We start from the raw sequence: 21405 nt of genomic DNA on the forward strand, positions 1-21405 counted from the left end.
GCCATGGGCCACGGCGACATTGCCTATTTCGGGATACGCCATCACGGGCCGGGTTCCGCCGACAGCCTGGTGCAGGCACTGAAGGATTTGAACCCGGTCGCCGTGCTGATCGAGGGGCCGATCGACGCCTCTGAGCTTCTGCCCATGCTGGCCCGCCCCGAAATGCAGCCGCCTGTGGCGCTCCTTTGCTATCCGGAGGACGATCCGGCTTCGACAAGCTTCTGGCCTTTTGCCGAGTTCTCGCCCGAATACCAGGCGGCGCTTTGGGCTGTGGGCAATAAGGCGACGTTGCAGTTTATCGACCTGCCGTCATCGGCACGGTTCACCACTGCTGCGATCGGTGGCGCGGAGGACACCGATGCGACCGAAGCTACCCAAGCCCCCGAGGATGGTGACGCGGCTCCGCTTCCGCGTGATCCGATAGCCATGCTGGCACACGCCGCCGGTTATGAGGACGGCGAAAGCTGGTGGTCGGACATCATTGAACAGAACCCGGAACCCGGCCCCATATTTGCGGCCATCGCCGATGCGATGACGACACTGCGGAATGGTGAGGGTCCGATCGCGCAGTTCGAAGCCAAGCGCGAGGCGCATATGCGGCTCGAAATCGCCAAGGCGCGTAAGCAGTTCGACGGGCCGATCGCCGTCGTCTGCGGGGCATGGCATGTGCCGGCGCTGCAGGCCACCCACACTCAGAAAAACGATCAGGTCCTGATCAAGGGAATTGCCCGGCGCAAGAGCACAATGACATGGGCACCGTGGACGGGACCGCGCCTGGCGCGGGGATACGGCTATGGCGCGGGCGTCGTCGCACCGGGCTGGTGCAAGCATCTCTGGCGCACGCGCGGCCGGCGCGATGCGGCGACCCTGTGGCTTGCGACGATCGCCGCCGTGCTGCGGGCGAAGGGTCACCTGATCTCGACCGCTTCGTTGATCGAAGCGGAGCGGCTCGCCCGGACGCTAGCCGCGATTCGCGAACGACCGAAACCCGGATTTGAGGAATTGCGCGACGCCGCGATCGCCGCCCTCTTCAACGGCGAAGCGTTGCTGTGGGGGCTGGTCGAGGCCGAGCTGCTTCTGGGTTCGGACGTCGGCGAAATTCCGCCCGACACACCGCTGGCGCCACTGATCGAGGATCTGCAGCGTAGCCAAAAGGCGGCGCGCCTAAAACCCGAGGCGCTGGAGCGGGAACTGTCGGTCGACCTGCGAAGCGAGAGCGGGCTGTTTCGCTCGACATTGCTGCATCGGCTGCACGTGCTTGGTGTGCATTGGGGCAGACTGACCGATGCCGGTCGCAGCCGTGGCACCTTCCGCGAGCGGTGGACCCTAGCGTGGGAACCGGAATATGCCGTTCGTCTGGTCGAGAACCTGATCTACGGGCCGACCATCGAAAAGGCTGCCAATGGCCGCCTGATCCAGATGATCGAAACGGCGGCGACGCTCGATACGCTTGCGGCACTGGTCCAGAGCGCCATCACTGCAGGCCTGTCGGAAGCATCGACTGCCGGCCTCACGGCGTTGGAGGCACGCGCGGCGCGCAGCAGTGAATGCCTGGAGATCCTGGCGTCGGTGCCGCCGCTCGCCGACATTGTCCGCTACGGCGAGGCCCGCAAAACGCAAACGGACCGGCTGTCCGGCCTCATGGAGCGGCTGATCGTCGAAGGTGCGATCGCGCTTCCCTACGCTGCGCGCGATCTGGATGAGCAGGCCGCCGCGACACTGGTTGGTGCGATGCGCAAGGCCGATGAGGCGATCAGGCTGGTCGAACCCGGCCAAGACGTGCTGGACGGATGGCGCAACGGGCTGGCGGCCGTACTGGAGGCGTCACGGTCGACGGCGCTGCTGGCCGGGTGCGCCGCACACCTGCTGTATGAAGCTGGTCGCCTGTCCGCCGAAGCCGCTGCCGGGCTGCTCGGGCGACGCCTGTCACCGGGGACGCCTGTCACTGACGCGGCCGGGTTCTTCGAAGGCTTCTTCAGCACAGCCGGTCAACGGCTGATTTATGACGAGGGTCTGCGCGGTGCGGTCGATGGGTGGCTCAGATCCCTGGACGAAGATGCTTTCATCGCGCACCTGCCGTTGCTGCGCCGCGTCTTTTCCAATCTGGATCGCATGGAACGCCGCCGGCTGATCGAAGCGGTCCTCGGCCGCGCCGCGCGCTTGCCGGCTGGCCTGACGCCGACGCCGGATGGCGGCGAGGCATGGCGCCGGCACCTGGGGCTGCTTGGACCATTGCTCAACGGAGAAACCGGCAATGGATGACGAGGCCGAAATGAACGAACCCGGCCCGCTCACTGCCGATGGCGGAAGGGAGCGCCGCTGGCGACTGGCGATCGGCGCCGATGACGAAACGTCTGGGGCACTTTCCAGCGACGACAAACGGCTTTCGGCGGCACTCGACGCTCTCTACGGCGACGGCATTAGCGCCGCTTCTGCCGACCCACGCAAGCGGCGTGGCGGCCTTGGCCGGTCGGCGCCGCGCGTTGCACAATGGATGAGCGACATCCGCTCCTTCTTTCCGGCGCAGGTCGTCCAGATCGTCCAGAAGGACGCCTTCGAACGGCTGGACCTGAAGCAGATGCTGATGGAACCGGAATTCCTCAAGGCGATCGAGGCGGACGTCAATCTCGTCGCCGACCTGATTTCGCTGCGCTCGGTCATGCCGGCCAAGACCAAGGACATTGCCCGGACGATCATTGCCGATATCGTCGGCAAGCTGATGCAGAAGCTGGAGCAGAAGACCGCCGAGGCGATACGCGGCGCTCTCGATCGATCGAGACGCACCAACCGCCCGCGTGCACGCGATATCGACTGGCAGCGCACTATTTCGGCGAACCTTCGCCACTATCAACCCGAGCATAGGACCATCGTGCCGGAGAAACTGGTCGGCTTCATGCGCAAGCAGCGCCGGCTTGTCGATCTGGATGAGGTCGTTCTCTGCGTCGACCAGTCCGGCTCGATGGCAAGCTCGGTGGTCTACGCCTCGATCTTCGCGGCTGTGATGGCCTCGCTGCCGGTTGTGCGCACCAAGCTTGTCTGCTTCGATACGGTGATCGTCGACCTGACCGAAGAGCTCAGCGATCCCGTCGAGGTGCTGTTCGGCGTGCAGCTTGGCGGCGGCACCGACATCAATCAGGCGGTCGCCTATTGCGCCGACCGTATCGAACGGCCCACCAAGTCGCATCTGGTGCTGATCACCGATCTCTATGAAGGCGGTAATGGCCAGGAACTGCTGCGGCGACTGGCAGCGCTGGTTCGATCCGGCGTAAATGTCGTCGTGCTTCTGGCGCTGACCGATCAAGGCCGGCCCGGCTACGATCCAACAATGGCAGGCTCGGTAGCAGCCCTTGGTATTCCCGTCTTCGCCTGCACGCCGGATCTGTTTCCGGACATGATGGCTGCGGCCTTACGCCGCGACGATATCGGAGCATGGGCGGCAGGCGCCGACATCAAGGTGGTCCGCGCCGAAACGCAGGCGTCGAGCCACCCATCACCAACTGCCACAGTTTGACAAAACGCGGTCCGCGCCTATGGTCGACCTGTTACAGGAGCGGTGCATGGCGACAGCAACCGACTGCATTTTTGGCGGGTTTTCCGCATGTTTTCTTTCCAGCGAAATTCGCGTCAAGCCGCTCCTGCAATCCTCAGCGGTCTTCGCGTGCGTTGCATCGATATCTGCGCGCCAATAGCATCCGTGAGCGCCCTCTCCTCGCGAACCGCCGAACTTCTGTCGCGACTTGAGGGTCGGCTGGATCGGTCGGCGATCGTCTCGGCAGATGAGGCCGGGCCGCGTTACAGGGAAGACCCCGACGGCAAGACCGGTGCGCGGCCGGAGGTCGTGCTGCGACCGCGCACTGCCGGCGAGGTGTCGGACATACTGCGCCTGTGCAATGAGGCGGGGCAGAGGCTTGTGGTCCAGGGGGGCCGGACCGGGCTTGCCAGCGGCGCTCGCATCCAACCCGGCGAAGCTGTGCTGTCGCTGGAGCGCATGACTTCCGTTGAAGCTCTCGACCGCGAGGCGGCGACCATCATCGCCGAGGCCGGCGCGCCGCTGCAAGCGGTGCAGGAAGCCGCCGATGCGGCCGGCTTGCTGTTCGGCGTCGACATCGGAGCGCGCGGCACGGCCACCGTCGGTGGCAATGTCGCCACCAATGCCGGCGGCATCCGTGTGCTGCGCTACGGCATGTACCGGGCGCAGGTGCTTGGGCTGGAAGCGGTGCTTGCCGACGGCAGTATTCTGACCTCGCTCAAGGGTTTGGCGAAGGACAACTCCGGCTACGATCTCAGCCAATTGTTCATCGGCAGCGAAGGCACGCTCGGCGTGGTCACACGCGCATGCCTGCGGCTGCATCCGAAGCCGGCCACCGAGATCAACGCCTTCTGCGCGCTTGCTTCGCTCGACGCGGCGATCACGTTGCTTGCGCTGCTCAGGCGGAAGCTCGGGCCCTTGCTGTCGGCCTATGAGGTGAATTTCGCACCGCTCTATGGCGCCATGATCGCCGGCATGGAGGCGCCGGCGCCGCTGCCCGCCGGCTCGCCCGTCTATGTGCTTGCCGAGATACAGGGCAGCGAGCCCGACCGCGACGGCGAACGTTTTGCCGCGGTGCTGATGCAGGCGGTTGAAGATGGCGTGATCGACGACGTGGTCGTCTCGCAATCGCCGCGCGAATTCCGGGCGCTCTGGGCGGTGCGAGAAGAGGCCAACCGTTTCCTGTTTTCGATGGCAGGCCTGATCGGCGTCGATATCAGCATCCCACTGGCGAGAATGGCGACTTTCCTGGGCGAAACAGAAGCCGCCATCAGGGCCGTCGACCCTGGCGCCGACATCTACGTCTTCGGCCATCTCGGCGATGGCAATCTGCATTATCAGGTCCGCACCGCGGATCCGGCGGCCGCATACGGCATCGTGTACCGCGGTGTTGCCACCGCCGGCGGTGGCGTTTCGGCCGAACATGGCATCGGCCTCGACAAGAAGGAATGGCTGCACCTTGTGCGCAGCGACGCCGAGATCGCGGCCATGCGCCGCCTGAAAGCAGCCTTCGACCCGAACAACATCCTCAATGCCGGGCGCATCTTCGACCTGGCGCCGGGCTGAAATCGAAGGCCGGTAGCGCTGGCCGGATACTGTCTCTATCTGGTCGCGCTCTTCAATTCCGCATGCGCAACCGCAATGCGGGCAGCAAGCGCGGCGTTGTTGCGGACCAGCGCGATGTTGGCCTTCAGGCTGCGGCCTTGCGAAAGCTCATTGATGCGTGCGAGCAGAAATGGCGTTAGTTCCTTGCGCCCGATGCCGCGCTTCTCGGCCTCAGCCACGGCCGCTGCGATCGTGCCGTCGATGAACGCCGGATCGAGCGCGTCCGCTTCGGGGATAGGGTTGGCGACGAGAATGCCGGTGCCGGATTCCATCTCGTCATGCAGCAGCATGGCTCGCGCGATCTCGTCGGGCGTGTCGAGGCGATGATCGGCCTTGAGCCCGCTGGAGCGGGTGTAGAAGGCCGGAAAATCGTCGCTCCGGTATGCGATCACCGGCACACGCTGGGTCTCCAGGTATTCCAGCGTCTTCGCAATATCGAGGATCGACTTAACTCCGGCGCAGACGACGGTCGTGCCGGTTTGGCCGAGTTCGGTCAGGTCGGCGGAGATATCGAAAGTGGCTTCGGCGCCGCGATGCACGCCGCCCACGCCGCCGGTCGCAAAAATGCCGATCCCGGCTAAAGCGGCGATCCGCATCGTCGCCGAGACGGTGGTTCCGGCCGAGCCGCCGCGCACCATGATGGCGGCGAGATCGCGCCCGGAAGCCTTGACCACGCCCTTTGCCGCTGCCAGCTCTTCCAGTTCACGGTCGTCGAGGCCAACCTTGATCTTGCCGGCGACCACTGCGATCGTGGCGGGCACGGCGCCGTTTTCACGCACTACGGTCTCGACACCACGGGCAGTTTCCAGATTGGCCGGATATGGCATGCCGTGGGTGATAATCGTCGATTCCAATGCCACCACCGCGCGGCCTTCATCAAGCGCAGCAGCGACTTCATCGTTCAGGTGGACAAGGAAAGGTTTCATATCATCTCGCTTTCAGGCAGGAATGCGGTACATGCCGGCGGCAAGGAAGCGCGGCGACAGATCGGGATGGACGCTGGATTCGCTCTCGGTGGTCAGTGTGGCAAGCAGCGCGCCGGTGCGCACGGCATGAGCGACCGGCTCACCCGAAAGCACCTTGTACAGTGTGCCGGCGATCATCGCGTCACCGGCGCCGGTGATATCGACGGGCTGGGCCGGGACGGAGTGCATGGTCGTCACACCGCTCTCGGTCGCAACGGCAAATCCATGCGCGCCCACGGTCACGATCACCTCGCCGGCGCCGGCCGCGCGCAGCGCTGCCGCTGCTTCCTCCGGCGTCAGCCGCCTGTCGGCATCCGTCATGCCGAGCATCGTATTGGCCTCGTCATGATTGGTGAACAGAAGATCGATGCCGGTCAGGTCCTTCGGCAGGCGCGCTGATTTCGGCGCCGATACCGTGTCGACTGCGAGCTTGAAGCGCGCACCCTGCTTGCGCGACATCAGTGCTGCGAGGGTCGCGGCCGGCAGATTGCAGTCGATGAACACCCATGTCGCCGAAGCCAGATGCGGCCAGAAGCGGTCAAGATAGGACGACGAAAACAGATCGAAGATCTCCATGTCGGCAATGCCGAGCACGAGGTCGTTGTTGCGGTCGAGGATGGCCGCGTATTCCGCCGTCGGCCGTTCCGTGGTGGTGATGACCTGGCTGACATCGGCGCCGAGGTCGCGCAGATGCCGCACCAGTGAGCGGCCGGTTTCATCGTCGCCGACGATCGAGACGAAGCTTATGTCGACGCCGAGGCGGGCAAGGTTTTCGGCGACGTTGCGGGCAACCCCGCCGAAGCTGCGATAGCCGTCGACCGGGTTCGACGTCTCGAAAATCAGATCCTTCTTGGCGTGGTATTTGCGGTCGAGCACCGCGCCGCCGACGCAGACCATGCGCTTGGACGTCGGCAAGACGTAACCACGGCCGAGAATGTATCCCTTGTTGACGAGTTGCACGATGTGGGCCGCGACCGTCGAGCGGGCGATGCCGAGTACCGTTGCTATGTCCTGCTGGCCGGCGAATGGGTTCGCCTCAATGAGGTCGAGAACCGCTTGTTCCTGTGCTCCAAGGTCGTCCATTGTCTCGGCCGTCAAATTCGAGGCTGAACGCTTTCGCAACAACAGATGACATTGTCAACATTTGTTTCGACCGGCGGCATTTGACCAATCGGCGCTCCCGCGACTCTCTGCCAGCCGGACGAAGAAAGCGGGTGAGCACATTGAAGAAAGCTATTTCACCAAGGAGGCCGAAAGTTGCTCTTGTCGGCGTGCAGCGCCAGGGAGGAACTGAGGCCTTAACGCGAGACGGCGAAGAGCGCTAAGCCTTCAGCACTGAGACGGCCAATTCGCTGTTGTGGACGTATTCGTTGGCGTCAGGCTGCTTCTGCACGAGCAGGATGAACAGCAGGTCGGTCAGCGTCAGTTGTGCATCACGCGCAGTTATCGATGACGAGCGCGCGCGCTCTTCATCGGCGATCGTGTGGAGGCGAATGTCGGCAACCCGGTTCAGCGGATTGTCGCGAAGTCCGGTGACGGCGATAACGGTGGTGCCACGTTTGCGGGCAAGTTCAGCTATCCGCAGGGTTTCGATGCTCGCCCCGGAATAGGAGAGCGCGAACAGCACGTCACCTCGTCCAAGCGTCGAGACATTGGCCATTTGCACATGGCTGTCGCTGTCGTGCAGCACGTTGCGGCCGAGCTTCATCAGCTTGTAGGAAAAATCGCGCGCCACCAGCGAGGATGCGCCGACGCCGGCCAAATGAATGCGGCGCGCACCGTTCAACGCTTCGAGGGCCTTGCCGATTTCCTGCTCGGTGTTGGCCGCGACGGTCTGTTGCATCGACAAGAGCTTGCTGCCGATCAGCTTGCGCAAGATGACCAGATAGCTGTCGTCGACCTCGATCGAACCGTGGATCATGCCGGCCGGCACGTGCCATTCCTGCGACTTTGCCTCACTGACGGCGAGCTTAAGCTCCTGATAGCTGGAATAGCCGAGCTTCTGGCTGAACTTGACGACGCTCGACTGGCTGCGGCCGATCTCGGCGGCAAGCGCCGCCGTCGACAGGCGGAGCATCTGGTCGGGATTATCGACGATATACCGACCGATCTCGCGGTCGCCGGGCGCCATGACTTCGAGCTTGGCCTCGATCTTCTTCAGGACGGACATGCGTTCCTCCATTGCCTGTCATCGACAATGCCAAGCCAAGGAATAAATTATTCCGTCTCTGATTGACAGCCAAGAATGAACCATCAAATCTCGACTGGTGCGGTTGCGGCCCAGCCTTCGGGCATGTCGACGATTCGGACATGAAAGATCGTAGACTCGCCGACAGCTCGGGATTAGGTCAGAGCCATGGACAAATTGCGGATCGTCGGCGGGCACAGGCTTGAGGGCGCGGTGACGATCTCCGGCGCCAAGAACGCGGCCTTGCCGCAAATAGCGGCGGCGTTGCTCAGCCCCTATCCGCTGCAGCTGACCAACCTGCCTGAGGTGACGGATGTCGACAACATGCTTGGCGTCGTCGGCCTTCATGGGGCCGAAGTCACCAGATCGGCGCATGCCGCCACAATCGATACCAGTGCTGCCGCTTCCAGGGAGACAAGCTACGATACCGTCAGGCGCATGCGCGCGACGGTGCTGGTTCTCGGTCCACTGCTTGCCCGCTTCGGCCATGCCCGGGTCTCGCTGCCTGGCGGCTGCGCGATCGGCGCACGGCCGGTCGACATGCATGTCGCCGCACTTGCCGCACTTGGCGCCGATATCGCGATCGAAAACGGACTGATCGTCGCGTCTGCGCCGGGCGGACTGAAAGGCGCGCGCATCGTTTTGAGCTCGCCGTCGGTCGGCGCGACCGAAACGGCGATGATGGCGGCGACGACGGCAAACGGCGAGACCGAGATCCTCAACGCGGCCCGCGAGCCGGAGGTGGCCGATCTTGCCGCCTGCCTGAACGACATGGGCGCGCGGATCGAGGGCGCCGGCACGCACCGCATCCTGATCGGGGGCAGCACAGACTGGCGCGCCGCCACGCACGACATCATCCCGGACCGGATAGAGGCCGGCACCTATGCCGTCGCAGCGGCCATCACCGGCGGTCAGCTCGAGCTGACCCACGCGCGGCTCGAGCACATGGCATCCGTCGTCCAGCTGCTCGAAGCAGCCGGTGTGAAAATATGGCCGGGCGACCGCGGGCTGATCGTATCGAGAGACGGGCCGCTCAAGGCGGTCGACGTGACGACGGAGCCCTATCCGGGCTTTCCGACCGATCTCCAGGCGCAGTTCATGGCGTTGATGTGCTGTGCCGAGGGCGCTTCGCTGTTGCGCGAGACGATCTTCGAGAACCGCTTCATGCATGTGCCTGAACTGATGCGGCTCGGCGCCAATATCAAGCTGCAAGGCACCATGGCGCTGGTGCGCGGAGGCGAGAAGCTGAAGGGCGCGCAAGTGATGGCGACCGACCTGCGCGCCTCCGTCTCACTGGTGCTGGCAGCGCTGGTGTCGGAGGGCGAGACGACGATCAATCGCGTCTATCATCTCGACCGCGGGTACGAGCAGTTGGACCGCAAGCTCCGGCTGTGCGGCGCCCAGATCGAACGAATAAGGCAATGAGTGCCGGTGGGGCGTCTCCGCATTATTTCCTGGGCGTCGATGGCGGCGGAACCGGCTGCCGGGCGCGTATCGAAGACGAGGCAGGAACCGTGCTCGGGCAAGGCCTGTCGGGCCCGGCGACAACGCGACTCGGTATAGAGGTGGCCTGGGCCTCGATTGCCAAAGCCTTTGGCGCGGCGATCGAAGAGGCAGGGTTCGCGGCGGCGGAAATCGCCAGTATCCGCGCGGGTATCGGTGTTGCCGGCATCGGCCGTAAGGGTGCGCTCGAGGCGTTTCATGGCATCGAACAACCCTTTGCGAGCATCGACTTCCTCAGCGACGGCGTCGCGGCTTGCCTTGGCGCGCATTCGGGTCAAGACGGCGCCATCGTCATAGCCGGGACCGGTTCGATCGGGCTCGGCTTTGTCGAAGGACGCGACCTGCGCGTCGGCGGCTACGGTTTTCCGATTTCCGACGAGGGCAGCGGCGCCGATCTCGGACTGAAGGCAGTGCAGCTTGCCTTGCGAGCCCATGACGGCCGGCATGAGCGGACGGCGCTGCTGGCCGAGGTGATGCAGCGCTTCAAGGACGATCCATTCGAGGCGGTGGCCTGGATGGACCGCGCCAGCGCGACGGACTATGCCGCCATGGCGCCGATGGTGATCCGCCATGCCGACCAGGGCGATCCGGCCGGTCGGCGGATCGTGCAAGGCGCTGCCGAGCAGATCGACACCTTCGTGCGGGTGCTGTTTGAAAAAGGCGCGCCGCGGGTTACGTTGCTCGGAGGGTTGTCCAGCCCGCTTGAGCCATGGCTCGCTCCCGACGTCCGCCGACGGCTGAAGCCGGCCGACGGCGATGCGGTTTCGGGAGCCATAATCCTGGCCAGAAAATCCCTCTGCCGCCAGTGATGCCTTGCTCGGCAAGGAATATAATATTCCTACTTTCTGTTGACAGAGGGAATATCGAATTCTAAAAAGTTAACGAAACAGAACCGGCGCAGCCGGTACGGAGCCGACGGCCAGGTGCAGGCACTGGACGCCGCTTGCCGCGGGCATCACAGTCCTGCTCGCAGTCGCACTTGAAAGTAAGCGAAGTGGTCGAACAAGGGTTGATGTCGGAGCTGGAGCGGCTGGTTTCCGAGGACCGGAACCCGAAAACCATGGACATCGATCTGTTGCCGACCCTCGAGGTGCTGCGCAAGATCAATGACGAGGACAAAGGCGTTGCGGCGGCCGTCGAGAAGGTCATCCCCGATATTGCTGCGGCCGTGGACCGGATCGTGAGCGCGTTCCAGAACGGTGCACGCCTTGTCTATATGGGGGCTGGCACCAGCGGCCGGCTCGGCGTCCTCGACGCCTCGGAATGTCCGCCGACCTTCGGCGTACCCGAGGACATGGTGGTGGGCCTGATCGCCGGCGGCGTCGACGCGCTGGTGCACTCTGCGGAAGGCGCTGAGGACGATCCGAAACAGGGAATAAAGGCGCTGCAGGACATCAAGCTGACCGCTGGCGACGTGGTGGTCGGCATCGCTGTCAGCGGACGCACACCTTATGTCATCGGTGGCCTGACCTATGCCAAGGAAGTGGGAGCCACCACCGTGGCGTTGTCCTGCAATCCTCGATCGACCATTGCGGGCATTGCCGATATTGGCATCTCTCCGGTGGTTGGCCCGGAGGTCCTCACCGGCTCGACCCGGCTGAAATCGGGAACCGCGCAAAAGCTGGTGCTCAATATGCTGTCTACCGCCAGCATGATCCGCATCGGCAAGAGCTATCAGAACCTGATGGTTGACCTCAATCCAAGCAACAAGAAGCTTGTCGCAAGGGCGGTCAGGATCGTGATGCAGACGACCGGCTGCGCGGCACAGCAGGCACGACAGGCACTCGACCAGACCGGCAATGATGTAAAACTGGCAATCCTGGTGACGATCACCGGCATGGGTGTCGAAGAAGCACGTAAGGCGCTTGCCAACGCGGGAGGTTTCCTGCGCAAGGCGATAGGCGAAAAGACGGTGTAAGACCGCATGGATACTGGGCCGATGTTCCGGGGCGTGTGTCCCTTTGAAGCGGTCCGGGGAACTGCAAGGCATCTGGTTTAACAATAATGGGAGACGACAATGGTACGGCACATTGGCAAGAAACTGCTTTCCGGCATGACGCTCGCGGCAATGGTTGGCATCGCCGCGCTACCGGTGCAGGCGAGTGCGGCGACGCTGCATATGGCGTGGTCGCAGGACGCCACCGGTCTTGATCCGCACAAGCAGACGGCATTCTCCTCACTGCGGCTGCTGGAGCTGATCTACGAACCGCTGGTGCGGCTCGACGCAAACCTGCAAATCACGCCCGCGATTGCCGATTCATGGCAGTTCTCGCCGGACGGCAAGGAGCTGAGCTTCAAGCTCAATCTGAAAGCAAAATTCCAGAACGGCGCCGCCGTAACCTCGGCCGACGTCAAGGCATCGTTCGAGCGCATACTTGACGAGAAGACGGGTGCTGCGGCGCGCGCCAACTTTCTCTCGATCGCCAGCATCGACACGCCCGATCCCGCCACCGTCGTGTTCCACCTCTCGCAGCCGGACGTGCCGATCCTGACGGCGATGAGCGACGTCAATGCGGCGATCGTCCCGGCAAGCGAAATCGCGGCCGGCTCGATCGGCACGACAACGATCGGCTCGGGTCCGTTCAAGCTCGAAAAATGGGATCCGAATTCCAAGGAAGTGCTTGTCGCCAACAAGGACTGGGCAGGCGGCGCGACCGGCGTCGACGGCATCGATATCAGCGTGCTGCCGGACGAGACGGCGATCCTGGCGGCGATGCGCACCAAGCAGATCGATTTTGCCCTGCTCAACGATCCGCTTGTCGCCACGCTGGTGCCCAAGGAAGCCAGCCTGCAGTTGAACCGCGTGCCGGTGCTTGCCTATCACGTGCTGCAGCTCAATCCCTCCCGCAAGCCGATGACCGAACTCAAGGTGCGTCAGGCGATTTCCTGCGCCATCGACCGGCAGGAAGTGCTGGACACCGCCTCGCTCGGCGAAGGCAAGGTCACCGGCCCGCTGACCATCCCGGCACTGGCGACCGATCCGAAGCAGTTGTTCTGCTATAAGCGCGACATTGAGAAGGCCAAGCAGTTGATGGCCGAAGCCGGCTATGCCGACGGCTTTTCGGCGACCGTGATCGGCGCCACCGGCGAGCCGCCGACGGCAGCGGCGGAAGCCCAGGTCATCCAGTCGCAGCTCGCAGAAATCGGCGTCAAGCTCGACATCAAGATGATGGAGCTCAACGTCTATGTCGACGCCTGGCTGAAGGGCGATTTCGACATGGCCGTCGCGCTGAACGGCGGCAGGGCCGATCCCTACACTATGTACAACCGCTACTGGACCAAGACGGGCAATCTGCAGAAGGTGGCGAACTATATCGACGACACGCTGGACAGTCTTATGCAGAAGGGCCGCACCGAGACCGACCCGGCAGCGCGCAAAGCGATCTTCGCCGACTTCGAGAAGCACATCACTGAGATGTCGCCCTGGATCTGGCTCTACACGTCCTACAGCTACACGGCACAGCAGAAGAATATCGCAGGATTCGAACCGGTGCCGACAGGCTCGCTGTTCAGCCTCGCCAAGGTGACGATCCAGTAGCTGCTTTGATGCCGGACGAGAGGATATTCTTCGCGTGAACTATCTGATGCGGCGACTGGCGACCTTCCCTCTCGTCCTGCTTGGCGTGTCCATCGTGGTGTTCCTGGCGATCCGGATGGTTCCGGGCGATTCGATCACGGCAATGCTGGGGACCGAAGCCGGCCTGCTGACGCCGCAGCAGCGCGATGCGCTTGCAGCTTATTTCGGCATCGACCAGCCCTGGTTCGTCCAATACTGGCGCTGGCTGCTTGGTCTTTTCCAAGGTAATCTCGGCATTTCGTCCACCTATGGCAGGCCGGTGCTCGACGTCATCCTCGAGCGTTTCCCGCTAACGTTGGAACTCGCCCTGCTGTCGATGGTCATCGCCCTGCTTGTCGGCATGCCGGCGGGGATCTTTGCCGCCACCCATAACGAAAAGCTGTCCGACCTCGGCGTGCGCGTTGTCGCAATGATCGGGCAGTCGACGCCGAACTTCGTCCTTGCCCTGCTGATCATCTACACGCTGTCGGCGGGGTTTGGCGTTTTGCCGGCGATGGGCGAGTTTTCGCCGCTGTGGCAGGATCCGCTGCGCAATCTCGGCCAGCTGTTGCTGCCTGCGGTCACGCTTGGATTTGCCTTCGCGGCTTCGGTGACCCGCATATCGCGTTCGGCGATGCTCGATGTGCTCAGCGACGACTATGTCAGGACGGCGCGCAGCAAGGGCGTTTCGGCGCGCGGCGTCATCTGGCGGCATGCCTTGCCCAACGCGCTCATCCCGGTCGTGACGCTGAGCGGCATAGAGTTCGGCTACCTCCTGGGCGGAGCTGTCATCGTCGAGCAGATCTATGCGCTGCCCGGTCTCGGCCGCATGGTGCTGGATGCCATCCTGCAGCGCGACTACGCGCTGGTGCAGGGAAGCGTGCTGTTCATCGCCTTCAACTTCATGATCGTCAATCTCCTCGTCGACCTCGCCTATGTCGCGCTCGACCCGCGTATCCGGCTAAGCGAGCACTGATGGCGACATTGCGGGCTATATTTGCGCATCCCAGCGGCCGCATCGGCGGTGCGATCGTTGCGCTTTATCTGCTGCTTGCCGTGCTTGGCATGCTGGGGCTGACGCCGCACAATCCGCTGACGCAGCACCGGGTCGAACGGCTGCATGTGCCTGATAGCACCTACTGGATGGGCACGGACCTATTCGGCCGCGATGTCGCAAGCCGGCTGATGACCGGGATCGGCCAGTCCTTCATCGTGGCCTTCTTTTCGGTCGCCGTCGCGACACTGGCCGGCACCGTGCTCGGGCTGGCGGCAGCCTGGTTCGGGCGCCGCTGGGACGGCCTAGTGATGCGCATCATGGACGTTGTGCTGGCGTTCCCGGCGATCCTGCTGGCGCTGCTGATCGTCGCGGTTGCGGGACCGGGAACCTTGACCAGCGTCATTGCCATCGCCATCGTCTACACACCGATCTTCACGCGCGTCGTGCGAGGTCCGGCTCTGTCGCTCAAGGCGCGCGAGTTCGTCGACGCGGCCCGCACGTTCGGCAGCAGTGCGGGCTATATCGTAACACGGCATCTGCTGCTCAATCTGGTGGCGCCACTGACGGTTCAGGTGACGCTGGCGCTGGCCTGGGCACTGCTGACCGAAGCCGGCTTAAGCTTCCTCGGACTCGGCACGCAGCCGCCCGCCGCGTCGCTCGGCCTGATGCTGAGCGACAGCCGCAATCTGATGGAGACAGCTCCCTGGCTGATGATCTTCCCGGGCGTGGCGATCATGATCGGCATCCTCGGTTTCAACCTGCTCGGCGATGCGTTGCGCGATGTCCTCGACCCGAAGATGCGGAGATCGATCGCATGATCCCGCTGCTGTCCGTCAGCGGATTGCGCGTCGGCTTCGGTCGCAACCCGCAAGCCAATGAGGTCGTGCGCGGCGTCAGCTTCGATCTCGCCGACGGCGAAACGCTGGCCATCGTCGGCGAAAGCGGCTCGGGCAAATCGGTTACGGCGCTGTCGATCAATCGCCTTGTCGATTATGGCGGCGGCCGCATCACCGGCGGGTCGATCAAGCTGAGGCGGGCCGACGGCAGCACCTTCGACCTGACCGCCGCAGCCGAGCCGCAATTGACGAAGATCCGCGGCGGCGAAATCGGCATGATCTTCCAGGAGCCGATGAGCTCGCTCAATCCGGTGCTGACCATTGGCTGGCAGATCGAGGAATCATTTCGCCTGCATCGCGGCCTGACCGGACGACAAGCAACGGCGGCGGCCAAGGACGCGCTCGACCGCGTCCGTATTCCGGACGCAGCGAGGCGGTTGAAATACACGCCCAACCAGCTGTCGGGCGGCATGCTGCAGCGGGTGATGATCGCCATGGCGATTGCGTGCAACCCGCGCCTGCTCATTGCCGACGAGCCAACGACGGCGCTGGATGTTACGGTGCAGGCGCAGATCATGGCGCTGCTCGCCGAATTGAAACAGGAAACCGGGATGTCGATGATCTTCATCACCCACGACATCGGTCTGGTTGCAGGCATCGCCGACAAGGTGATGGTGATGCAAGGCGGAGAAGCTGTCGAGCAGGGCGCATTGAACCAGATATTGGACGATCCGCAGCATCCCTATACGCGGCATCTGCTACATGCGGTTCCGCATTTCGCCGGCGGCAGCGCGACACGCAGGGACGCGCAACGCGAAAAGCAAAAAGCTGCCGAGCCGGCGCTGAAGGTCGATGGCCTCGTAGTGCGATTTCCGGTCAAGGGTGGGTTTTTCAGCCGCGCCAGCGGTGCCGTGCACGCGGTGGACGGTGTGGATTTCGAGCTAATGCCGGGCGAGACATTGGCGGTCGTCGGCGAGAGCGGTTCCGGAAAGTCCACCACCGCCCGCGCGATTCTGGGGCTGGTGCGCTCGACGCGCGGCACAATCTCGGCCAGCGCGCGCAAGGCCGCCGCCGGGCAGAGCGCCCTTCCCGTGCAGATGGTGTTCCAGAATCCCTATGGCTCGCTCAATCCCAGACTCACCGTCGAAAATCTCCTCGCAGAGCCGGTGATCGCTACCGGCGGACGGATAACTGCTGAAACGCGAGCGAAAATGGCCGCGCTGCTGAAACGCGTCGGCCTTCCGGAAAACAGCCTGCAGCGCTATCCGCACGAATTCTCCGGCGGCCAGCGGCAACGCCTGTGCATCGCTCGCGCGCTGATGCTCAATCCTTCGGTTATCGTCCTCGACGAAGCGGTTTCGGCGCTCGATGTGTCGGTGCAGGCCAGGGTGCTGGAGCTTTTGGTCGAGCTGCAGCGTGAATTCGGGCTGGCCTATCTGTTCATCTCGCATGACATGGCTGTCGTCGAGCGGATCGCCCATCGCATCGCGGTCATCTATGCCGGCCAGATTGTCGAGATCGGCGATGCCAGATCGGTGCTCTCGGAGCCGAAGCACTCCTATACCAAACAGCTTATCGCGGCAGTTCCTACTATAGACCGGCGGCATGAACGTTTCGAGCTGGACACGCGCCAGGTCCCCTCGCTCGTGCGTCCGCTGGGGTTTGAGCCGGGCCCGGCCAATTGGCAGCAATTCGGGCCGGATCATAGAGCACGGGTGGAAGTGTGATGATTGTCGCCCAAGAATATGAAAGGCCGGAGGGACAGCCCCATCGCTGCCTTCCGAACGGAGGCGTAGTTGATCGACCATGATCTCTTCTCCCGCGCATTCGCCCCGCTCGAAGCGGCCGTGGCCGCATCGCGCATTCCGGGCGGCGTGCTCGGCATAGTTGACGGGGACGGCGAACGCATCGTCCGGGCAATCGGCTCAGCCCAAGTCGTGCCCAAGATACGGCCGATGCATGTCGGGACATGGTTCGACCTGGCATCCCTGACCAAAGTCATCTTCACCACGTCGCGTATCCTGGCGCTGGCGGAAGAAGGCGTCGTCGACCTCGACGCGCCGCTGATTTCCGTCCTGCCCGACCTTCGCCAATATGACGAAAAAGCCTGGGAACGGAACGTAACGTTTCGCCAGTGTCTCGGCCATCAGACACCGTTTCCCGCCGTCGCGCCAATCTACACCTATGGGCGTGACCCCGAGCTGCTGCGCGCGTTCATCCTGCAGCGCGAATGGCAGGCTGGCGAGCCGGTCTATTCCGATATCAACTTCATCCTGCTCGGCTTCGTCCTGGAACGCCTGTCTGGCAAGACCATTCGCGACATAGATCCCGGTCCGGGCTTCGCGTTCTCCGCCGAACCGGATCAAGCGGCGGCGACCGAAGACTGCACATGGCGCCATCGCGTGCTCTGCGGCGAAGTCCACGACGACAATTGCTCGGCCTTGCAAGGTGCCGGTCACGCCGGCCTGTTCGGAACGGCGGCTTCGGTCCTCGACTTTGCGCAAGGGCTGCTGGACGGGACCGGCGCGTCGCAGCGTTCGATCGCGCTGATGCGCACGCCCTTGTCGGCAACCCGCACCCATGGCTGGGAGCGACCCTACGAAGGCTGGTCCGGCGGCCGGCTGTGCAGCCCCGAAACCATCGGGCATACCGGCTTTACCGGTGTCGGGCTGTGGGTCGACTTCGACAAATGCAGAGCCTGGACCTTGCTCACCAACCGGATCCATCCGACACGTCATTTCAACAGCGGGATCGCAGCGCTTCGCCAAGCGGTCGGCGATCTCGTTAACGGAGCCTGACAACCATGATTGCGAAAAATGGCGAACCAATGTGGGCCGTCGGCCTGATGACCGGCACCGTGCTGGACGGCAATATCGACGTCGCGCTGATCAAGACCGACGGCGAACGGATCGTGGATTTCGGCACCTACACGCTGGCCCCCTACCCGCAGTCGATCCGGGCCTTGCTGGAAGAGACGTTGCGCCAGGCAAGGAGCTGGAATTTCACAGGGCCGGAACCGGCAATCTTCCACGAGGCAGAGGAGGCGCTGACGCGCGCCCAATCCGCCGCGGTCAAGGATCTTGTCGAAAGTCACGGTCTGACCATGGCCGATATCGGCGTCGTCGGCTTCCATGGCCAGACCGTGCTGCACCGTGCCCCGCAAGTGGGCCGACTGGGCCAGACCCGCCAGCTTGGCGACGGCGAGCTGATGCATGCCATCCTTGGCACCAGGGTCGCCTATGACTTCCGCTCGGCCGACATGCGCGCCGGCGGCCAGGGCGCGCCGCTGTCGGCCGCCTATCACGCCGCGCTGCTGCGCGAAGCCGACGCCACCGGCGACACGGCGGTGCTCAATCTCGGCGGCGTCGCCAACATCACCTGGTGGGACGGCACGGACAATGTTGTTGCCTTCGACACCGGGCCCGCCAACGCACCGCTGAACGATTTCATCAAATCGAAGGGGCTCGGCGAAATGGACCGCGACGGCGCCCTTGCCCGCGCCGGCACGGTCGACGAGGCACGGCTGGCCAAGCTCCTGCAGCATCCGTATTTGACCAAACCCTACCCGAAATCGCTGGACCGTTTCGATTTCGGCGCCTCGATGGCGGACGGAATGAACGCCGAGGATGGCGCAGCCCTGCTGACGGCCTTCACCGCGGCCGCCGTCGGCAAGGCGCTCGATCTTCTGCCGCGCCGGCCGAAGCGGCTGGTGGTCAGCGGCGGCGGGCGCCACAATCCAACGATCATGGCCATGCTTGCCAGCCGCGCCGGTGTCGAGGCCGTGCCGGCCGAGGTGATGGGCTGGAAGGGTGATGCGGTGGAGGCGGAGTGTTTTGCGTTCCTGGCAGTGCGCGTGCTTAGGGGCTTGCCGATCAGCTTCCCCAGCACGACCGGCGTGCCGCAGCCGATGCGCGGAGGGCGGCTCGCCGGCTAGTCGTGCTTCAGGTTCTTCTGTAAGAAGATGCGGCTGCGGCCAATGGGAAAGTCGGCGAGCGCACCGAACGGCCGGTAGCCGTGGCGCTCATAGGCCTTGGCGGCCTTGGGATTGAACGTGTCGATCCAGGCGCCGTGGCAGTCGCGCGCGATCGCCTCCCTCTCGGCCGCCTGGAGCATCCTGCCGGCCATGCGGTGACCGCGCAGTTTTTCATCGACCCAGAGCCATTGCACATAGAGCCAGCCCCAGGCTGTATATCCCGAGATGCCGGCGACAATAGCGCCGTGCTCATCGCGCACGAACACGGCCAATGCCTTCCTGCAGGAGGCGCCGACATCACTGTCGTTGAACGCCGCAAGCCGCTCTCCGAGAAAAGCCAGCTCGTGCGGCAAGGGATCGGCGGTTGTCTCAAGCGTTGTATTGTCCATCCACCAAGCATCTATCGAAGGACGGGACCGAGAAGCAAGCCTTGCTGCGCTATAGCTTCGGCGAACGCCACGCCGCTGCCGCAGCAGCGATCAGCATGAGCAAAGCTGCAATCACCGCCGATGCCGCAAAACCGAACGTGGAATAGAGCGGTCCGAACGCGGTGGTGCCTACGAACACCGCAAGATAGGTCACCGCGCTGTTCAAACCCATGATCGTGCCGCGACGTGCAGGGTCGAGCGCCGACAGGCGCATCACCAGGACGTTCAGCCCGAAATGATTGGCAAGGCCCCAGACGGCTATCATCGCTATAGTCAGATGGAAACTACTGCTCGCCGCGGCAATCGCGACATAGACGGCCGCGACGAGCAGGTACGCAAATGGCATGACACGCCGCGCGCCCAGGCGATCGATAACGCCGTCAAGAAGTGCCGCCGCGCCAAAGCCGGCGCCATAGGCGAGCGCGGCAAGCCCATTGGCACTGACCGGCCGTCCCAAGCCGTTGTGAAGGTGATCGCCAAGATAGCCGTAGATGCCGTAGAACGCGGTCATGAAGGCGGCGCAGGCAACCAGAAGCGGCACGATGCCCGGAACGCTCAAGGCGCCCAGTGGCGTCGGCGCCGGACCGCTCTTCCTGACATCGCTGAGCGACGTCAGAGACAGGCTGGCCAATGCGAGTGCTGCGAGCACCGCGACCGCCGCGAAAACGGCGCGCCAATGTACCAGATCGGCAAGTACGGCCGACAGCGAAACGCCGGCGACCATGCTCAGCGTCCAGCCGGTCAGCACGACGCCTATGGTGCCGCTTTCACGGCCGGGCGGCGCAATCGCGGCGGAGCTGGCATAGATTGCCGGCATGGCGACACCTGCAGCGATGCCGGCGAGAAGCTGGGCCGCGACCAGCGCCGTCACTGTCGGCGCAGCGGCGCTGGCGACGAGCGCTATCGCCAGCAGCAGCAACGCCCCTTGCAGCATGCGGCGGGCGCCAAGCCGATCGATATAGCGCGCCAGGAACAAGGCGCTTGCCGACGTCCCGAGCCCGAACGCGGCCGACGCGATCATAACCGCCGGCACGCTTGTGCCGAAGGACGCGGCCACCGCCGGCGCGATCGGACCGAGCACCAGCGAGTTCGAGCCGATCACGGCAATGCACCCCGTCAGCAGGTAAGCGAGTGCCGGGATTGGCGGCTTGGGGGCCGCTGCGAATGTGGTGACTTGATCAGTGTTCGACATATGGCAATACTGGCCGTATTAAATTCTGCATCAATCGGGAATTTCATTATGGATGAAGAAACAGATGGCATTCCGCAGAACAGGCCCGCCGCCCGCGATATCGATGCAACCGACCGAAAGATATTAGGCGTTCTGGTCGACGACGCCACGATCAGCTATGCCGAGCTCGGCGACCGCGTCGGCCTTTCACCGCCGGCAGCCCATGAACGCGTCAAGCGCCTCCGGCGCAGCGGCACCATCCGCAACACCGCGGCCATCATCGACCCCAAGGCGGTGCGCAAGCCGCTGCTCGCCTTCGTCCATATCGATACCAAGGGGTGGGGAAAGACGCCGGAGCTGATGGCGATCTCCGAGCACCCCGAAGTCGAGGAGATCCATTCGGTGGCCGGCGACACATGCATGCTGATCAAGGTCCGCACCGAGGACACGCGGGCACTCGAAGGCCTGCTGTCGCGCCTCTACGAAACGCCTGGCGTCACCTCGACCCGAAGCTATGTGGTCCTGTCGACCTATCTCGAGCGGCCAGTGCAGCCCGGGATAACGACGGAATGGCCGACCCCCCGGCATATGGCCAAGCCGCTTTATTAGCTCAAACGATTCTCACGCGTATCCAAAGTCGAACCGGAAACGTCT

The 21405-nt window shown here is 63.8% G+C and carries 18 protein-coding genes; 13 read left to right on the forward strand and 5 right to left on the reverse strand.

What is annotated here, in order from left to right; genetic code table 11:
• The first annotated feature begins 3 nt into the window (after positions 1 to 3).
• The 3 genes from NKI16_RS12140 (at position 4) to NKI16_RS12150 (ending at position 5095) form a co-directional block, all read left to right on the forward strand.
• Positions 4 to 2262, forward strand: coding sequence for a DUF5682 family protein (locus NKI16_RS12140; RefSeq protein ID WP_352796138.1), 2259 nt, complete (start codon positions 4 to 6; stop codon positions 2260 to 2262).
• Positions 2255 to 3511 carry a VWA domain-containing protein gene (locus tag NKI16_RS12145; protein ID WP_023676039.1) on the forward strand — a complete coding sequence of 419 codons (1257 nt, stop codon included), beginning with the start codon at positions 2255 to 2257 and terminating at the stop codon, positions 3509 to 3511. The genes NKI16_RS12140 and NKI16_RS12145 overlap by 8 nt, the downstream gene beginning before the upstream one ends.
• A 183-nt stretch (positions 3512 to 3694) precedes the next feature.
• Positions 3695 to 5095 carry an FAD-binding oxidoreductase gene (locus tag NKI16_RS12150; protein ID WP_023676040.1) on the forward strand — a complete coding sequence of 467 codons (1401 nt, stop codon included), beginning with the start codon at positions 3695 to 3697 and terminating at the stop codon, positions 5093 to 5095.
• Positions 5096 to 5130: 35 nt separating this feature from the next.
• Here NKI16_RS12150 and NKI16_RS12155 read toward each other — a convergent pair whose 3' ends face one another.
• The 3 genes from NKI16_RS12155 to NKI16_RS12165 all read right to left on the reverse strand — a co-directional run bounded on the left by NKI16_RS12155 (position 5131) and on the right by NKI16_RS12165 (position 8269).
• Positions 5131 to 6060, reverse strand: coding sequence for a pseudouridine-5'-phosphate glycosidase (locus tag NKI16_RS12155; RefSeq protein ID WP_352691214.1), 930 nt, complete (start codon positions 6058 to 6060; stop codon positions 5131 to 5133).
• Positions 6061 to 6072: 12 nt separating this feature from the next.
• A complete protein-coding gene (locus NKI16_RS12160; RefSeq protein WP_352575544.1) occupies positions 6073 to 7182 on the reverse strand; it encodes a carbohydrate kinase in 1110 nt (369 codons plus the stop codon).
• Between the two features lie 238 nt (positions 7183 to 7420).
• Positions 7421 to 8269 (reverse strand): MurR/RpiR family transcriptional regulator, encoded by an 849-nt coding sequence (locus NKI16_RS12165; protein WP_352575542.1) that lies wholly within the window; start codon positions 8267 to 8269, stop codon positions 7421 to 7423.
• 186 nt (positions 8270 to 8455) lie between these two features.
• Here NKI16_RS12165 and murA point away from each other — a divergent pair, with 186 nt between their 5' ends.
• From murA to NKI16_RS12210, 9 genes are all read left to right on the forward strand, one after another.
• Complete coding sequence (murA, locus tag NKI16_RS12170) at positions 8456 to 9712, forward strand: UDP-N-acetylglucosamine 1-carboxyvinyltransferase (protein WP_352575540.1); 1257 nt, start codon at positions 8456 to 8458, stop codon at positions 9710 to 9712.
• Positions 9709 to 10599 (forward strand): glucosamine kinase nucleotide-binding domain-containing protein, encoded by an 891-nt coding sequence (locus NKI16_RS12175; RefSeq protein WP_352455258.1) that lies wholly within the window; start codon positions 9709 to 9711, stop codon positions 10597 to 10599. Before murA ends, NKI16_RS12175 begins: the two co-directional genes overlap by 4 nt.
• Positions 10600 to 10784: 185 nt before the next feature.
• A complete protein-coding gene (gene murQ / locus NKI16_RS12180) occupies positions 10785 to 11708 on the forward strand; it encodes an N-acetylmuramic acid 6-phosphate etherase (RefSeq protein ID WP_352455307.1) in 924 nt (307 codons plus the stop codon).
• 99 nt (positions 11709 to 11807) lie between these two features.
• Positions 11808 to 13328 carry an ABC transporter substrate-binding protein gene (locus NKI16_RS12185; RefSeq protein WP_352569323.1) on the forward strand — a complete coding sequence of 507 codons (1521 nt, stop codon included), beginning with the start codon at positions 11808 to 11810 and terminating at the stop codon, positions 13326 to 13328.
• Between the two features lie 34 nt (positions 13329 to 13362).
• The gene (locus tag NKI16_RS12190; protein WP_352569322.1) at positions 13363 to 14322 is read left to right on the forward strand and encodes an ABC transporter permease; all 960 of its coding nucleotides are present in this window, start codon (positions 13363 to 13365) and stop codon (positions 14320 to 14322) included.
• Positions 14322 to 15161: an ABC transporter permease gene (locus NKI16_RS12195; protein WP_352569321.1), complete on the forward strand. Its 840-nt coding sequence runs from the start codon at positions 14322 to 14324 to the stop codon at positions 15159 to 15161. The genes NKI16_RS12190 and NKI16_RS12195 overlap by 1 nt, the downstream gene beginning before the upstream one ends.
• Positions 15158 to 16906, forward strand: coding sequence for an ABC transporter ATP-binding protein (locus NKI16_RS12200; RefSeq protein WP_352569320.1), 1749 nt, complete (start codon positions 15158 to 15160; stop codon positions 16904 to 16906). Before NKI16_RS12195 ends, NKI16_RS12200 begins: the two co-directional genes overlap by 4 nt.
• Before the next feature lie 69 nt (positions 16907 to 16975).
• Complete coding sequence (locus NKI16_RS12205) at positions 16976 to 17977, forward strand: serine hydrolase domain-containing protein (RefSeq protein ID WP_352922805.1); 1002 nt, start codon at positions 16976 to 16978, stop codon at positions 17975 to 17977.
• A gap of 5 nt (positions 17978 to 17982) precedes the next feature.
• Positions 17983 to 19113, forward strand: coding sequence for an anhydro-N-acetylmuramic acid kinase (locus tag NKI16_RS12210; RefSeq protein ID WP_352922808.1), 1131 nt, complete (start codon positions 17983 to 17985; stop codon positions 19111 to 19113).
• On the opposite strand, the gene NKI16_RS12215 is transcribed toward NKI16_RS12210, so the two are convergent.
• Both NKI16_RS12215 and NKI16_RS12220 read right to left on the reverse strand, forming a co-directional pair.
• Positions 19110 to 19541, reverse strand: a complete 432-nt coding sequence (locus NKI16_RS12215) for a GNAT family N-acetyltransferase (RefSeq protein WP_352922810.1) — start codon at positions 19539 to 19541, stop codon at positions 19110 to 19112. The two genes, NKI16_RS12210 and NKI16_RS12215, sit on opposite strands and share 4 nt — an antisense overlap.
• A 49-nt stretch (positions 19542 to 19590) precedes the next feature.
• Entirely contained in the window at positions 19591 to 20772 is a 1182-nt protein-coding gene (locus NKI16_RS12220; protein WP_352922813.1) for an MFS transporter, read from the reverse strand.
• Positions 20773 to 20820: 48 nt separating this feature from the next.
• Here NKI16_RS12220 and NKI16_RS12225 point away from each other — a divergent pair, with 48 nt between their 5' ends.
• Positions 20821 to 21360: an Lrp/AsnC family transcriptional regulator gene (locus tag NKI16_RS12225; RefSeq protein WP_023676055.1), complete on the forward strand. Its 540-nt coding sequence runs from the start codon at positions 20821 to 20823 to the stop codon at positions 21358 to 21360.
• Positions 21361 to 21405: the final 45 nt, after the last annotated feature.

The organism is Mesorhizobium sp. M0698 (assembly GCF_040320455.1).
Lineage (GTDB): Bacteria > Pseudomonadota > Alphaproteobacteria > Rhizobiales > Rhizobiaceae > Mesorhizobium.

Bases quoted from the DNA above. Each gene is read 5' to 3' on its own strand.
- NKI16_RS12140 (WP_352796138.1), top strand. From the start codon at position 4: ATGGGCCACGGCGACATTGCCTATTTCGGGATACGCCATCACGGGCCG.
- NKI16_RS12145 (WP_023676039.1), top strand. From the start codon at position 2,255: ATGGATGACGAGGCCGAAATGAACGAACCCGGCCCGCTCACTGCCGAT.
- NKI16_RS12155 (WP_352691214.1), bottom strand. From the start codon at position 6,060: ATGAAACCTTTCCTTGTCCACCTGAACGATGAAGTCGCTGCTGCGCTT.
- NKI16_RS12160 (WP_352575544.1), bottom strand. From the start codon at position 7,182: ATGGACGACCTTGGAGCACAGGAACAAGCGGTTCTCGACCTCATTGAG.
- NKI16_RS12165 (WP_352575542.1), bottom strand. From the start codon at position 8,269: ATGTCCGTCCTGAAGAAGATCGAGGCCAAGCTCGAAGTCATGGCGCCC.
- murA (WP_352575540.1), top strand. From the start codon at position 8,456: ATGGACAAATTGCGGATCGTCGGCGGGCACAGGCTTGAGGGCGCGGTG.
- NKI16_RS12175 (WP_352455258.1), top strand. From the start codon at position 9,709: ATGAGTGCCGGTGGGGCGTCTCCGCATTATTTCCTGGGCGTCGATGGC.
- NKI16_RS12185 (WP_352569323.1), top strand. From the start codon at position 11,808: ATGGTACGGCACATTGGCAAGAAACTGCTTTCCGGCATGACGCTCGCG.
- NKI16_RS12195 (WP_352569321.1), top strand. From the start codon at position 14,322: ATGGCGACATTGCGGGCTATATTTGCGCATCCCAGCGGCCGCATCGGC.
- NKI16_RS12200 (WP_352569320.1), top strand. From the start codon at position 15,158: ATGATCCCGCTGCTGTCCGTCAGCGGATTGCGCGTCGGCTTCGGTCGC.
- NKI16_RS12210 (WP_352922808.1), top strand. From the start codon at position 17,983: ATGATTGCGAAAAATGGCGAACCAATGTGGGCCGTCGGCCTGATGACC.
- NKI16_RS12215 (WP_352922810.1), bottom strand. From the start codon at position 19,541: ATGGACAATACAACGCTTGAGACAACCGCCGATCCCTTGCCGCACGAG.
- NKI16_RS12220 (WP_352922813.1), bottom strand. From the start codon at position 20,772: ATGTCGAACACTGATCAAGTCACCACATTCGCAGCGGCCCCCAAGCCG.
- NKI16_RS12225 (WP_023676055.1), top strand. From the start codon at position 20,821: ATGGATGAAGAAACAGATGGCATTCCGCAGAACAGGCCCGCCGCCCGC.